Genomic DNA, 14,059 nt, shown 5'->3' with positions numbered 1-14,059 from the left:
GGTGGTTCATTTAAGGTCATAACGAAACGCTTTTACGAGGCGTAGGCATTCCATGACCTCGCAAAAACGTGAGTTATACCTTGAAAGTGGCAATAATAGCAGCCAAACCTTTCCGGAGAAAGATCGGGTGACGTCCAAGTAGCTTGCCGACTGCTGGACACCGTTGTCATCGACAACAACCGATTGGCGGCACTAAATCATAGTAGCACCGCCAACCCATGCTGTCAAGACGTTTTTATTCTACCGTCGTGTCTTCGAGAACGGCTTTCGACTCTTCTTCTTTGAGATTAACATCACGGTAAACCGGCATCCCAGTACCAGCTGGAACGAGTTTCCCGATGATGACGTTCTCTTTGAGTCCGAGGAGATAGTCGCGCTTGCCTTTGATGGCAGCATCTGTCAACACACGAGTCGTTTCTTGGAACGAAGCGGCCGAGAGGAACGAATCTGTCTCGAGCGACGCTTTTGTGATTCCGAGAAGGACCGGTTTCGCTGTGGCCGGGCTCTTGCCTTCGCGAAGCGTATCTTTACACGCTTCTTTGAAGACGCTGATGTCGACGAGCGAACCAGGGAGAAGCGGCGTGTCACCAGACTCGATGACTTTGACGCGACGAAGCATTTGGCGAACCATGACTTCGACGTGTTTGTCGCCGATTTCTACCCCTTGCATGCGGTAAACTTTTTGTACTTCTTGGAGAAGATAGTTTTGAACACCAGATACACCACGGACGGCGAGCAATTCTTTCGGATCGATCGAACCTTCCGTGAAGACTTCTCCAGCTTCTACTGTATCTCCGATTTGAACACGAAGACGTGCTCCGAACGGAATCGTGTACGTACGTGTCTCACTGAGTCCTTCGACCGTGAGTTCACGCTTGTCACGCGATTCTGTAAAGTCGATGACCGTACCAGGAATTTCCGAGATGACCGCTTGCCCTTTCGGGTTACGTGCCTCGAATACCTCTTGGATACGTGGAAGACCTTGTGTGATATCATCTCCGGCTACCCCACCTGTGTGGAAGGTACGCATTGTAAGCTGCGTTCCTGGCTCACCGATTGATTGCGCGGCGATGATTCCGACAGCTTCGCCGACTTCAACGTTCGAGCCAGTCGCCAAGTTGCGGCCGTAACATTTCTTACATACGCCGTGTGACGTGTTACATGTAAAGGCTGTACGGATTTCAACTCGTTCGATTCCAGCATCGACGATGTCGCGAGCGAGATCTTCGGTAATCAATTGGTTCTTCTCGACCATGACTTCACCCGTTTCCGGATGTGCCACTGTCTCGAACGCTGTACGGCCGACGAGGCGGTCATACAAGTTTTCGATTTCTTCCGTGCCTTCGCGGAGGGCGGCGACGCGGATACCGCGGTCCGTTCCACAATCTTCTTCACGGATGATGACATCTTGGGCTACGTCTACAAGGCGACGCGTCAAGTAACCTGAGTCAGCCGTCTTAAGGGCTGTATCGGCAAGACCTTTACGCGCACCGTGCGTCGAGATGAAGTACTCTTGTACCGTCAGACCTTCACGGAATGAAGATTTGATCGGAAGTTCGATGATGCGGCCAGATGGAGCGGCCATCAAACCACGCATCCCTGCGAGCTGCGTGAAGTTGGACGCGTTACCACGGGCACCTGAGTCAGACATCATGAAGATTGGGTTCAAGCGATTGAGGGATTTCATCAATCGTGATTGAATCTCATCCTTCGCTTCGTTCCAAGAGCGTACAACGCGCTCGTAACGCTCATCTTCAGTGATGAGACCGCGACGGAATGACTTCATGATTTGATCGACTTGAGTTTGCGCTTCATCAAGGATCTCTTGTTTGTCCGGAAGAACGATGATATCAGCGATTCCGACCGTCACACCGGCTTTCGTCGAGTGTTTGAAGCCGAGATCTTTCATCCGGTCAAGCATGCGGCTCGTTTCAGTCGTTTCAAACTTCTGGAACACTTCCGCGATGACTTTTCCAAGGAATCCTTTTTTGAACGGTTCGACCAAAGGACGTGAGGCGATTTCTTCCGCCACGTTGGCACCTTTGTCGATGAAGTACTTGTCAGGCGTTGCTTCCTGCAAGTTTTCCATCGTCGGCTCGTTCAAGTATGGGAACGTGTTCGGCAAGATCTCGTTAAAGATCATCTTACCGACCGTTGTGATCAACAATTTCTCGTTTTGCTCATCTGTGAACGTTGGGTTGTTGAGCGTACGTGCTGGAAGAGCGACACGTGTATGCAAGTGGACATAGCCATTTTGATACGCGATGAGCGCTTCGTTCACGTTCGACAAAATTTTCCCTTGTCCGACGGCATCGTCGCGTTCAAGCGAGATGTAGTAGTTACCGAGGACCATATCCTGCGATGGTGTAACAACTGGTTTTCCGTCTTTCGGGTTCAAGATGTTTTGCGCTGCGAGCATGAGAAGACGAGCTTCCGCTTGTGCTTCAGCAGAAAGTGGTACGTGAACCGCCATTTGGTCACCATCGAAGTCGGCGTTGTAAGCCGTACATACGAGCGGGTGAAGGCGAATCGCGCGACCTTCGACGAGAATCGGTTCGAAAGCTTGAATCCCTAGGCGGTGAAGCGTTGGGGCACGGTTCAAGAGAACCGGATGCTCACGAATGACTTCTTCGAGGACGCCCCAGATTTCTGGTTGCATCTTCTCAATCTTACGTTTGGCGTTCTTGATGTTCGACGCGATGCCGCGACCGACAAGTTCTTTCATCACGAACGGTTTGAAGAGTTCAAGGGCCATCTCTTTCGGGAGACCACATTGGTACATCTTCAAGTTCGGACCAACGACGATAACCGAACGTCCTGAATAGTCGACCCGTTTACCAAGAAGGTTTTGACGGAAACGACCTTGTTTCCCTTTCAACATATGTGAAAGTGATTTGAGGGGACGGTTACCTGGTCCTGTGACCGGACGACCACGACGACCGTTGTCGATGAGGGCGTCAACCGCTTCTTGAAGCATACGCTTCTCGTTTTGCACGATGATGTTCGGCGCGCCGAGATCGAGCAAACGTTTGAGACGGTTGTTCCGGTTGATGACTCGACGATACAAATCGTTCAAGTCAGATGTCGCAAAGCGTCCACCGTCGAGCTGCACCATCGGGCGAAGCTCTGGCGGAATGACAGGAAGTACTTCAAGAATCATCCAATCTGGATCATTGCCTGACGTGAAGAACGCATCGAGCACTTCAAGACGTTTAATCGCACGTGTACGACGTTGGCCTTGAACCGTCTTCAATTCTTCGCGGAGTTCTCCGACTTCCTTCTCGAGTTGAACGTCTTGAAGGAGTGTACGGATCGCTTCTGCACCCATGTCTGCTCTGAAGTCGCTGCCGTATTTTTCACGGTAGAGACGGTATTCTTTTTCCGAGAGAAGTTGTTTCTTCTCAAGCGGAGTATCACCTGGCTCCGTCACAACGTACGACGCGAAGTAGATTACTTCTTCGAGCGCACGAGGTGACATATCGAGAACAAGCCCCATTCGGCTTGGAATCCCTTTGAAGTACCAGATGTGCGAAACTGGTGCCGCGAGCTCGATATGGCCCATACGCTCGCGACGCACTTTCGCTTTCGTCACTTCAACGCCACAACGGTCACAAATGACTCCTTTATAACGGATTCGTTTGTATTTCCCGCAGTAACATTCCCAGTCTTTCGTAGGACCGAAGATTCGTTCACAGAACAATCCGTCCTTCTCTGGTTTAAGTGTACGATAGTTGATCGTTTCCGGCTTTTTGACTTCCCCGTAAGACCACGAACGGATCTTCTCGGGTGAAGCCAAGCCGATTTTCATATATTCAAATCGATTAACATCTACCAAGGGGCCGACCTCCCTTTTCGCCTTATTCCTCTTCCGTAACAGTCGGTTGAACGACTTGTTCTAACGCCGATGTTGCGTTCGGGATGTTGTCGTCATCTTCATCTTTCATTTCAACTTCTTCATCGTCCGCAGACATCATCTTGACTTCCATACCGAGCGCTTGGAGCTCTTTAATCAAGACGCGGAATGACTCAGGAACGCCCGCTTTCGGAACGCTCTCACCTTTCACGATGGCCTCGTATGCTTTCACACGACCAACCGTGTCATCCGACTTGATTGTAAGGATCTCTTGGAGCGTGTAGGCTGCGCCGTACGCTTCAAGTGCCCATACTTCCATCTCACCAAAACGCTGTCCACCGAACTGTGCTTTACCACCGAGCGGTTGTTGCGTGACGAGCGAGTATGGTCCTGTCGAACGAGCGTGAAGTTTATCGTCAACCATGTGCGCGAGTTTGATCATATACATGACACCGACCGAGACGCGGTTATCGAACGGTTCACCAGTACGACCGTCGTAGAGACGAGTCTTGGCATCTTTGTCCATTCCAGCTTCTTCAATCGTTGCCCATACGTCTTCCTCACGCGCACCATCGAATACAGGTGTCGCCACTTTGATGCCGAGCTTTTTAGCCGCCATTCCAAGGTGGAGTTCGAGTACCTGACCGATGTTCATCCGTGATGGTACACCTAGTGGGTTAAGCATGATGTCAATCGGTGTGCCGTCCGGCATGTATGGCATGTCTTCTTCAGGGAGAATGCGCGAGATAACACCTTTGTTACCGTGACGTCCCGCCATCTTATCACCTTCGTGAATCTTACGTTTTTGAACGATGTAGACACGAACCATTTGGTTCACGCCTGGTGAGAGTTCGTCACCGTTTTCACGGTCGAACACTTTGACGTCCAAGATGATGCCGTCGCCGCCGTTTGGTACACGGAGTGACGTATCACGGACTTCACGTGCCTTCTCACCGAAGATCGCGTGCAAGAGACGCTCTTCCGCCGTCAATTCAGTCACACCTTTAGGCGTAACTTTACCGACGAGGATATCGCCATCCTTGACTTCCGCACCGATGCGGATGATCCCACGGTCGTCCAAGTTGCGAAGTGCGTCATCCCCGACGTTTGGAATATCACGTGTGATTTCCTCAGGTCCGAGTTTCGTGTCGCGTGATTCTGACTCGTACTCTTCGATATGAATCGATGTGTACACGTCATCTTTCACGAGGCGTTCACTCATGATGATCGCATCCTCATAGTTGTAACCGTCCCATGTCATGAAGGCGACGACGACGTTACGGCCGAGCGCGAGCTCACCCATATCCATCGACGGACCGTCAGCAAGGATTTCTCCTTTTTCGACACGGTCGCCAGCAGCGATGATCGGCTTCTGGTTGTAGCATGTCCCTTGGTTCGAACGGACATACTTTTGAAGTTTATAGCGGTCAAGGTCACCTGATACCTCAGAACCGTTCACGTCAGACGTGCGGCGGACCAAGATTTCACGCGCTGTGACACGCTCGACGACACCTGGGAATTTCGCGATAATCGCGGCCCCAGAGTCTTTCGCTGACACATACTCCATCCCAGTACCGATAATCGGTGAATCTGGTTGAAGAAGTGGTACAGCTTGACGTTGCATGTTCGCTCCCATGAGGGCACGGTTCGAGTCATCGTTCTCAAGGAACGGGATACATGCCGTTGCGGCAGAAACAACCTGTTTCGGCGAAACGTCCATATAATCGACTCGGTTCGGCTCAACTGACAAGTTTTGTCCGCGGAAACGGCAAAGGACTTGTTCGTTGGCGAATCCGCCTTCTTCTGTGAGCGGCATGTTCGCCTGGGCGACGACGTAGAGATCTTCTTCATCCGCCGTCATATATTGAATCTCGCTCGTGACGAGACCTGTTTCAGGGTCGACTCGACGGTACGGAGCTTCAATGAAGCCGTACTCGTTTACTTTCGCATAAGACGAAAGCGAGTTGATGAGACCGATGTTTGGTCCTTCTGGCGTTTCGATTGGACACATCCGACCGTAGTGCGAATAGTGAACGTCTCGAACTTCGAAACCGGCACGTTCACGTGTCAAACCACCCGGTCCAAGTGCAGAGAGACGACGCTTGTGCGTGAGCTCTGCGAGCGGGTTTGTTTGGTCCATGAACTGTGACAATTGCGAACTACCGAAGAACTCTTTCAGCGACGCGATTACCGGGCGAATGTTGATTAACGCCTGTGGTGTGATCGCGTTTTGATCTTGAATCGACATCCGTTCTTTAACGACACGTTCCATACGAGAAAGCCCGATCCGGAATTGGTTTTGGAGAAGTTCTCCGACTGAACGAAGACGACGGTTTCCTAAGTGGTCGATGTCATCTGTTGTTCCGACTTCATGTAGTAAGTTAAAGAAGTAGTTGATCGATGCGATGATATCAGCCGGCGTGATGTGTTTCACGCTGCGGTCGATATTGCCGTTACCGATAATGTTCAAGATACGCTCTCCATCTGGGTCATCTGGTGAGATTACTTTGATCGATTGAAGACCGAACGGTTCACCTTCAGCGACGCCGCCTGTCGGCTCAGCATCCATATAACCGAGGCCGTTCTCCAAGTGTGGAAGAACGCGGTCAAGGTTGCGACGATCGAGCACAGTTCCAGCTTCAGCGATGACTTCGCCTGTTTCTGGGTCAACGAGCGTCTCGGCCAATTTTTGACCGAAGAGACGGTTTTTAAGATGAAGTTTTTTGTTCATCTTGTAGCGACCGACGTTTGCGAGGTCGTAACGTTTTGGGTCGAAGAAACGAGAAACGAGAAGTGACTTCGCGTTCTCAACCGTTGGTGGTTCACCAGGGCGGAGACGCTCGTAAATTTCGATTAACGCTTTTTCTGTTGATTCTGTATTATCTTTTTCAAGGGTGTTACGAAGATACTCGTCATCCCCGAGAAGGTCGATAATCTCTTGGTCCGTACCGAACCCGAGGGCACGCAACAACACCGTTACCGGGATTTTGCGGGTACGGTCAATACGAACGTAAACGATATCTTTGGCGTCTGTCTCAAGTTCGAGCCATGCACCACGGTTCGGAATAACAGTCGCTCCGAAGCCACGCTTACCGTTTTTATCGAGTTTCGCGTTGTAATAAACGCTTGGTGAACGAACGAGCTGGGAAACGATAACGCGTTCTGCACCGTTAATGATAAACGTTCCCGATTCTGTCATGAGCGGGAAATCCCCCATGAACACTTCTTGTTCTTTGAGCTCACCTGTCTCTTTGTTTTGCAAACGTACTTTTACGCGCAATGGTGCAGAGTAAGTTACGTCTCGCTCCTTCGACTCATCGATCGAATACTTCGGCTCACTGAGCGAATAGTCGATGAACTCGAGCACGAGGTTTCCGGTGAAGTCGGAGATTGGCGAAATGTCCGTAAACATCTCTTTCAATCCTTCACGCAAGAACCACTCGTAAGAAGCAGTTTGAATTTCAATCAAATTCGGAAGCTCTAATACCTCACTGATACGGGCAAAGCTTCTTCTCTGACGGTGACGACCGTACTGAACAAGTTGACCAGTCAACTGATTCACCTCTCAGACCCCCAATTCTCTATCGAATTTTTCGGGCGTAATAATCGAACATTGTCATTGAATGTCGCCTCTTTTCCGCGTCTAAAAAGCGGCAAACGCGGCAGTTCAAAGCGAATTCCATTCCAATGGCATTTTATAATGTTAGCATATACGTTATAGCGAGTCAACAAGACTTCACCGTTTGTCAAGAGCGAATTGCCCGGAAAATGAAATAGCCCTTTTCTTTCGCAACCGTCTCGACTTGACCGAACACATCTTCAAGCAACTTCTTGGCAGAAGGCGCTCCTTGTTTCTTTTGAATAACGACGTAGAGCGCTCCACCTACGACAAGGTGTGTATACGCATCGCGCAAAATCATGTGGACCACTTGCTTCCCGGCCCGAATCGGCGGATTGGTCACGATTGCGGCGAACTGTTCATCACCGACTCCGTCATAAGCGTGGCTGAGTCGCGTCTCAATCGTCACCCCATTTTGGGCGGCGTTTTGCTCTGACAAGGCAAGCGCTCGCTCGTTCACGTCGACGAGGAGTGCTTCACGCCCAGAGGCGTCGGCAAGCGAGATCCCCATCGGACCGTAGCCGCAGCCCACATCTAAAATGCGTCCTTCAACATCGGGCACTTCAAATGATTCGATTAAGAGACGTGACCCAAAATCGACCGATCCTTTCGAGAACACGCCGCGGTCCGAGGTGAAGCGATATGTCTTCCCTCGCAACTCAAACGTCCATGTCTCAGGGGCACTTTTCGAACTAGGGTCGTTCGTATAGTAATGATCTCCCATGCATTGAACCTCCTAACCCACTCTTCAAGGAAATAAAAGAAGCTCGCCATAGCGAGCTTCTATAGGTTGTAGAAGTAAAAGTTAGATTACTTAACTTCGACAGTTGCGCCAGCTTCTTCAAGCTTAGCTTTGACTGCGTCTGCATCTTCTTTAGAAACGCCTTCTTTGACTGGAGCTGGAGTTCCGTCAACGAGTGCTTTCGCTTCTTTAAGACCGAGGCCTGTAAGTTCACGTACCGCTTTGATGACGTTGATTTTACCAGCGCCAGCGTTTGTGAGGATTACGTCGAATTCAGTTTGCTCTTCAGCTGCTGCTGCGCCTGCGCCTGCAACTGCTACTGGAGCTGCTGCTGATACGCCGAATTCTTCTTCGATTGTTTTTACGAGTTCGTTAAGTTCGAGAACCGTCATTGATTTGAGGTCTTCGATGAATTGCTCTTTGTTGAAAGCCATTATGGTTTTCCTCCTTTGATGTTGTAAAGATTGGTTTTAGTTACGCTACGAGACAAAAATTAAGCAGTTTGCTCTTCTTTTTGTTCTGCGATTGCGTTTGTTGCGACTGCGAGCCCACGGATTGGAGCTTGAAGGACGCTGAGAAGCATCGAGAGAAGACCATCGCGTGATGGAAGTTCTGCAAGGGCTTTAACTTCTTCAAGTGAAGTCACTTTGCCTTCGATGATTCCGCCTTTCAATTCGAGCGCTTTGTGCTCTTTCGAGAAGTCGTTCAAGATCTTCGCTGGAGCTACAACGTCTTCGTTCGAGAACGCGATTGCTGTAGGGCCAGTGAAGACTTCGTCAAGACCTTCGAAGTTCGACTGAACTGCTGCGCGGCGAAGGAGACCGTTTTTGTATACTTTGAACTCGATTCCAGCGTCACGGAGTGATTTACGGAGTGTAGTCACTTCTTCAACTGTAAGTCCACGGTAGTCAACAACGATTGTCCCAACGCTTGCTTGCATTTTCTCAGCGATTTCATCGACGAGTGCCGATTTCTGAGATACGATTTTTTCGCTTGCCATGTGTTTGCACCTCCTAGTCATTTCTTATACCGGACGAGAGGCTGCTCTTCAAAAAGAAATCCCTCGTATGAAGACATACGAGGGCGTAATTGTTTGAAAGTAAACCTGTGACAACAGGCTCAAGTTCGAGCAAAGACACCTCGGAAGGGTTTACGGACCGATGTCCACCTTCTGTCTACGGTAATCCAACATATTCGGTTGAACGTGTATTACTTTAACAGCGGTATCACACGTTGTCAACAGTTTATTTCAAGTAGATTACTTGATGAAGTCGGCAGTCGCGACACGGATCCCAGGACCCATTGTCGAAGAAAGCGCGATGTTTTTAAGGTAAGTTCCTTTTGCAGTAGCAGGCTTCACTTTCATGAGCGTCTCGATGATTGTCTCGATGTTCTCAGAGAGTTTCGTTGCTTCAAACGATTTCTTACCAACTGGTACGTGGATGTTACCGGCTTTGTCAACGCGGTACTCTACTTTACCAGCTTTGATGTCAGCGATTGCTTTCGTCACATCAAACGTAACTGTGCCTGTTTTCGGGTTAGGCATGAGGCCTTTAGGTCCGAGAACGCGACCAAGTTTACCAACTTCGCCCATCATGTCAGGTGTCGCAACGATTACATCGAAGTCGAACCATCCTTGTTGGATTTTAGTGATGAACTCAGAGTCACCGACATAGTCAGCGCCAGCCGCTTCAGCTTCTTTAACTTTTTCGCCTTTTGCGAAGACGAGAACTTTTTGTGTTTTACCAGTACCGTGTGGAAGTACGACGGCACCGCGGATTTGTTGGTCCGCTTTCTTCGGATCTACGCCGAGACGGACAGCAACTTCGATTGTTTCATCGAATTTAGCAGTAGCTGTTTTTTGAACGAGTTCAACGGCCTCAGCGAGTTCGTATGACTTCATGCGATCAACAAGCTTAGCTGCTTCTTGGTGTTTTTTACCCATGATTCTTTTCCTCCTTGTGGTTAGCGGAATTTCCTCCCACATAATGAAGGGATTGAAGGTGAGCGTAATATTCACCGACAATCCCAGAGACTAATAAATTAGTCTTCGATTACAATACCCATACTACGCGCAGTACCTTCAACCATAAGCATCGCTGTTTCAACAGACGACGCGTTAAGGTCAGGCATTTTAAGTTCAGCGATTTCGCGAACTTTATCACGCTTAACCGTTGCTACCTTCTTACGGTTTGGTTCACCAGAACCGCTCTCGATACCAGCAGCTTTCTTCAAAAGAACTGCAGCTGGTGGAGTTTTCGTAATGAATGTAAACGAACGATCTTCGTATACCGTAATGACTACAGGAATAATCAATCCGGCTTGGTCTTGTGTACGAGCGTTGAACTCTTTACAGAATCCCATGATGTTAACACCTGCTTGACCAAGTGCTGGTCCTACTGGTGGTGCTGGGTTAGCTTTACCAGCTGGGATTTGAAGTTTAACGAGTTTAGTAACTTTTTTCGCCACGAGACACACCTCCTTAAGTCTAAAATGTGGTTTCTTGGACGTTGTGCGCCCTCCCACTCAATCTATTAGGTCGAGTTTGTACCGAAATAAAGCACAACATCAAACATTTCCGATTGTACCATCCGTTCCCGAGAATGGCAAGTGGGTTTAGTTAATTTTCTGAACTTGTTCGAAATCAAGTTCAATTTTTGTTTCACGGCCGAACATGTCAACGACAACTTTGAGCTTCTCTTTCTCGGCTTCGATTTCATCAATCGTTCCTTCGAAGTTCTCAAATGCGCCTTCTTTGACACGGACGAGGTCGCCGAGTTCGTAGTTGTAACGATCTTTCTTCTCGATGAGACCCATCTGTGACAAGACGTTCGTCACTTCGTCCGGTTGAAGCGGAATCGGCTTAGCGCCGCCGCCCGTCGAACCGAGGAAGCCTGTGACGTTCGGTGTGTTCCGAACGACATACCATGAATCATCCGTCATGATCATTTCGACGAAGACGTAACCTGGGAAGCTTTTCACTTCTTTTTCTTTAATCTTCTTCTCGCCACTCTTGAGCGTGACTTCTTCTTGCGTTGTTTCAGTCGGAACGAGGACGCGGAAAATTTTATCTTCCATGTTCATCGAACCGATTCGACGTTCTAGGTTTTCTTTGACGTTGTTTTCAAATCCAGAATACGTCTGGACAACAAACCATTGTTTCTCCACGGCTTTCACCTCTTTCCTTAGTTAATCAATAGGTTGACGAGATAACTGACACCAGTATCTACGCCGAACACGAACAGGCCGATCACGACGACCGTCGCGATGACCGTGATGGTATATTTTGTGAGCTCTTTACGAGTCGGCCAACTCGTTTTCTTTAACTCTTTCCATACATCGCGCAAAAAGTTCATGGTAGCTTCCTCCTACGTTGAATGCCAATCTACGTTACTTTGATTCTCGATGTGTCGTATGTGCATTGCAACGACGACAGAACTTTTTCAGTTCGAGCCGCGTCGTCACGTCGTCTTGCTTCACGGTCGAGTAACCGTTCGCTCCGCAATCCGAACACGCGAGACTTACTTTCTTTGCCATTCATAAGCGCCCCTTTCGACAGCTCTCCCACTAAAAAAGAGCGAAAAAAAAACGCCTCCTGTAAATGGCGTCTACGGACAAGGCGCTGCCTTAAAAGTATCACATAGGAGGCGTGCGGTCAATATCGGTTAGCTCGTCAGCGTTTTGACGTCGACATGCCGCTCAAACTTTTTCTTCACGCGCTGTAACGCGTTATCAATCGACTTCACGTGACGGTCGAGGTCGTCTGAGATTTCTTGATACGAACGGCCGTCCAAATAAAGACGTAACACTTTTCGTTCCAAGTCACTCAGGAGCTCTTCCATCTTTTCTTCCATGAACAGTTGCTCTTCACGCGTGACGAGCAGATCTTGCGGGTCCGTCGGATGCGGCGGCAAAATCACATCAAGTAGCGTCCGGTCCGACTCGTCGTCAAAAATCGGCTTATCGAGCGAGACGTAAGAGTTGAGCGGAATATGTTTTTGACGTGTCGCCGTTTTAATGGCAGTGATCATTTGACGCGTGATGCACATCTCAGCAAAACTTTTGAACGAGGCGAGCCGTTCGTCCCGATAGTCTCGTACCCCTTTATACAGACCGATCATCCCTTCTTGGACGATATCCTCATGGTCGGCACCGATCAAAAAGTAAGACCGCGCCTTCGCCCGTACGAAATATCGGTAACGTTCAATCAAAAACTCAAGAGCGTCGCTATCCCCTTCGTTACGCGCAAGAAAGACGAGCTCTTCGTCGGACATGTTTTCAAACTGCTCGTATGGCCATCCGTTCATGTTTCCTACCCCCCGGCGATTGATGAACTTATGTAAGTTTGTGCTCTCATTATAGGCGCCGTTTAAAACGACCGTCAAATAAAATTCTAAAAATTCCGTCAATTACAATTCGTGTAACTCATACAAGTAATAGTATACAACATTTCTTTTCAAAAAAATGTCAAATTAAAAACAAAGACGAGTCCATTTCATGAACTCGTCCGTGAGTTTCGTCACCGCTTCATTTTCGACGACGAATTTCTTCTAATCGAGCCCGCACGTCTGGGGTGAGGTCGATTATTTTTCGGTTGGATCGGTCCTGCTCAAGCGCCGACCGTTCTTGGTCGATTAACTGTTGCGCCTGTTTCCAATCTTTGAGCAGTTCGGCCGCGGGCACGCGGAGGGCGCCTTGACCGAAGATGACCCATTGCTCGGTGAAATCGTTCGTCGCGACGAATAACGTGACGAGACGATCATCGACGAGTTCATGGGCGCGTCGCTCAATCCATTCGTCCGCGGTCTCGTTCTCTTTCGTGTAAATGACCGCGATCCGACTCTGTTTCGCTTTCGACTCTCGTCCATAACGCATATGCGCATCGAAGACAATCGTCACTTCACGACCTGTGACCGCCTGATACTCGGCCATCGCTTCAATCAAATCGGTACGTGCCTTCTCAAAATCGATGTCGCGCAGTTTGCGAAGGTGTGGCCAAGCGCCAATGATGTTATACCCATCCACGAGGAGCAGTTCCCGTTTCTTGATACTCATGACAACGGGTTACGTGAGCGATGCACTTCATACAATAGAAGTGCGGCCGCGACCGAGGCGTTCAGCGATGTGACATGACCGACCATCGGCATGTGGACGAGGAAGTCACACGACTCGCGCACGAGACGGCTCATCCCTTTGCCCTCACTGCCGATGACAACGACGAGTGGCATGTTCCCATCGAGGCGGCGATAGTCTTGGCTCTCGCTCGCGTCCGTCCCGACGACCCATAACCCTTTTTCTTTCAACTCTTCAAGCGTCCGCGTCAAGTTCGTGACGCGTGCGACCGGGATGTACTCGATTGCGCCCGTTGATGCTTTCGCCACCGTCTGCGTCAATCCGACCGAGCGGCGCTTCGGAATGATGATTCCGTGGGCTCCGACCGCATCCGCCGTCCGAAGAATCGAACCGAGGTTGTGCGGGTCTTCGAGCTCATCGAGCAAGATGAAGAGCGGTGTCTCCCCTTTCGACTCAGCGAGCGCGAACATGTCTTCCACCGACTTATATTCGTAAGCGGCAACCGCGGCGACAACGCCTTGGTGATGTTCACTGCCGGCCATCTTCTCGAGTTTCGTCTTCGGGACGAATGAGATTTGGACTGACGCCTCGTTGGCCATCCCGATGATTTGGGCGAGCGGCCCTTTCTGTTGGCCTTCCATGATGAAGACCTTGTTCATGTCACGTCCGCTCCGGAGCGCTTCCATGACCGGGTTGCGCCCGTATAAGAAGTCGATTCCTTCTTCCATCACATCGACTTCTTGGTAATCCGGTCGTTCTAGTTTCTGACGTT

The 14,059-nt window shown here is 49.7% G+C and carries 13 protein-coding genes and 1 other annotated feature; all 13 genes read right to left on the bottom strand.

From position 1 onward, the window contains the following. Nucleotides 1–235: 235 nt before the first annotated feature. A complete protein-coding gene (rpoC, locus tag KNP72_RS13865; protein ID WP_214720361.1) occupies nucleotides 236–3,835 on the bottom strand; it encodes a DNA-directed RNA polymerase subunit beta' in 3,600 nt (1,199 codons plus the stop codon). Between the two features lie 22 nt (nucleotides 3,836–3,857). After that, nucleotides 3,858–7,406: a DNA-directed RNA polymerase subunit beta gene (gene rpoB, locus KNP72_RS13860; protein WP_058765118.1), complete on the bottom strand. Its 3,549-nt coding sequence runs from the start codon at nucleotides 7,404–7,406 to the stop codon at nucleotides 3,858–3,860. A gap of 193 nt (nucleotides 7,407–7,599) precedes the next feature. Further along, nucleotides 7,600–8,196, bottom strand: a complete 597-nt coding sequence (locus KNP72_RS13855) for a class I SAM-dependent methyltransferase (protein WP_214720360.1) — start codon at nucleotides 8,194–8,196, stop codon at nucleotides 7,600–7,602. 86 nt (nucleotides 8,197–8,282) lie between these two features. Then, complete coding sequence (rplL, locus tag KNP72_RS13850) at nucleotides 8,283–8,648, bottom strand: 50S ribosomal protein L7/L12 (protein ID WP_024372175.1); 366 nt, start codon at nucleotides 8,646–8,648, stop codon at nucleotides 8,283–8,285. A gap of 59 nt (nucleotides 8,649–8,707) precedes the next feature. After that, nucleotides 8,708–9,214, bottom strand: a complete 507-nt coding sequence (gene rplJ / locus KNP72_RS13845; protein WP_034781718.1) for a 50S ribosomal protein L10 — start codon at nucleotides 9,212–9,214, stop codon at nucleotides 8,708–8,710. 45 nt (nucleotides 9,215–9,259) lie between these two features. After that, nucleotides 9,260–9,413: a sequence feature (ribosomal protein L10 leader region), on the bottom strand. Between the two features lie 59 nt (nucleotides 9,414–9,472). Next, nucleotides 9,473–10,159 (bottom strand): 50S ribosomal protein L1, encoded by a 687-nt coding sequence (gene rplA, locus KNP72_RS13840; protein WP_214720359.1) that lies wholly within the window; start codon nucleotides 10,157–10,159, stop codon nucleotides 9,473–9,475. A 98-nt stretch (nucleotides 10,160–10,257) separates the two neighbouring features. Then, on the bottom strand, nucleotides 10,258–10,683 hold the full coding sequence (rplK, locus tag KNP72_RS13835; protein ID WP_021066593.1) for a 50S ribosomal protein L11: 426 nt from the start codon (nucleotides 10,681–10,683) through the stop codon (nucleotides 10,258–10,260). A gap of 147 nt (nucleotides 10,684–10,830) precedes the next feature. Beyond that, nucleotides 10,831–11,382 carry a transcription termination/antitermination protein NusG gene (nusG, locus tag KNP72_RS13830; RefSeq protein ID WP_128124035.1) on the bottom strand — a complete coding sequence of 184 codons (552 nt, stop codon included), beginning with the start codon at nucleotides 11,380–11,382 and terminating at the stop codon, nucleotides 10,831–10,833. A 17-nt stretch (nucleotides 11,383–11,399) separates the two neighbouring features. Next, nucleotides 11,400–11,570, bottom strand: a complete 171-nt coding sequence (gene secE, locus KNP72_RS13825) for a preprotein translocase subunit SecE (RefSeq protein WP_012727692.1) — start codon at nucleotides 11,568–11,570, stop codon at nucleotides 11,400–11,402. 34 nt (nucleotides 11,571–11,604) lie between these two features. Next, on the bottom strand, nucleotides 11,605–11,751 hold the full coding sequence (gene rpmG, locus KNP72_RS13820; protein ID WP_214720358.1) for a 50S ribosomal protein L33: 147 nt from the start codon (nucleotides 11,749–11,751) through the stop codon (nucleotides 11,605–11,607). A gap of 128 nt (nucleotides 11,752–11,879) precedes the next feature. Beyond that, on the bottom strand, nucleotides 11,880–12,521 hold the full coding sequence (gene sigH, locus KNP72_RS13815; RefSeq protein ID WP_021066589.1) for an RNA polymerase sporulation sigma factor SigH: 642 nt from the start codon (nucleotides 12,519–12,521) through the stop codon (nucleotides 11,880–11,882). Nucleotides 12,522–12,741: 220 nt separating this feature from the next. Further along, nucleotides 12,742–13,269, bottom strand: a complete 528-nt coding sequence (locus tag KNP72_RS13810; RefSeq protein WP_214834064.1) for an NYN domain-containing protein — start codon at nucleotides 13,267–13,269, stop codon at nucleotides 12,742–12,744. Continuing rightward, complete coding sequence (rlmB, locus tag KNP72_RS13805; RefSeq protein ID WP_029594424.1) at nucleotides 13,266–14,015, bottom strand: 23S rRNA (guanosine(2251)-2'-O)-methyltransferase RlmB; 750 nt, start codon at nucleotides 14,013–14,015, stop codon at nucleotides 13,266–13,268. Before rlmB ends, KNP72_RS13810 begins: the two co-directional genes overlap by 4 nt. Nucleotides 14,016–14,059 lie beyond the last annotated feature (44 nt).

Source organism: Exiguobacterium sp. s152 (genome assembly GCF_018618335.1).
Lineage (GTDB): Bacteria > Bacillota > Bacilli > Exiguobacteriales > Exiguobacteriaceae > Exiguobacterium > Exiguobacterium chiriqhucha.
The sequence above is the reverse complement of the archived record's forward strand: the minus strand, read 5'-3'. Positions and strand labels throughout refer to the sequence as shown.

What these genes read in the sequence shown, in the direction of transcription:
- rplJ (WP_034781718.1), bottom strand. Translation starts at nt 9,214, where the DNA reads ATGGCAAGCGAAAAAATCGTATCTCAGAAATCGGCACTCGTCGATGAA.
- sigH (WP_021066589.1), bottom strand. Translation starts at nt 12,521, where the DNA reads ATGAACGGATGGCCATACGAGCAGTTTGAAAACATGTCCGACGAAGAG.
- rplL (WP_024372175.1), bottom strand. Translation starts at nt 8,648, where the DNA reads ATGGCTTTCAACAAAGAGCAATTCATCGAAGACCTCAAATCAATGACG.
- rplA (WP_214720359.1), bottom strand. Translation starts at nt 10,159, where the DNA reads ATGGGTAAAAAACACCAAGAAGCAGCTAAGCTTGTTGATCGCATGAAG.
- KNP72_RS13855 (WP_214720360.1), bottom strand. Translation starts at nt 8,196, where the DNA reads ATGGGAGATCATTACTATACGAACGACCCTAGTTCGAAAAGTGCCCCT.
- rpmG (WP_214720358.1), bottom strand. Translation starts at nt 11,751, where the DNA reads ATGGCAAAGAAAGTAAGTCTCGCGTGTTCGGATTGCGGAGCGAACGGT.
- secE (WP_012727692.1), bottom strand. Translation starts at nt 11,570, where the DNA reads ATGAACTTTTTGCGCGATGTATGGAAAGAGTTAAAGAAAACGAGTTGG.
- rlmB (WP_029594424.1), bottom strand. Translation starts at nt 14,015, where the DNA reads ATGGAAGAAGGAATCGACTTCTTATACGGGCGCAACCCGGTCATGGAA.
- KNP72_RS13810 (WP_214834064.1), bottom strand. Translation starts at nt 13,269, where the DNA reads ATGAGTATCAAGAAACGGGAACTGCTCCTCGTGGATGGGTATAACATC.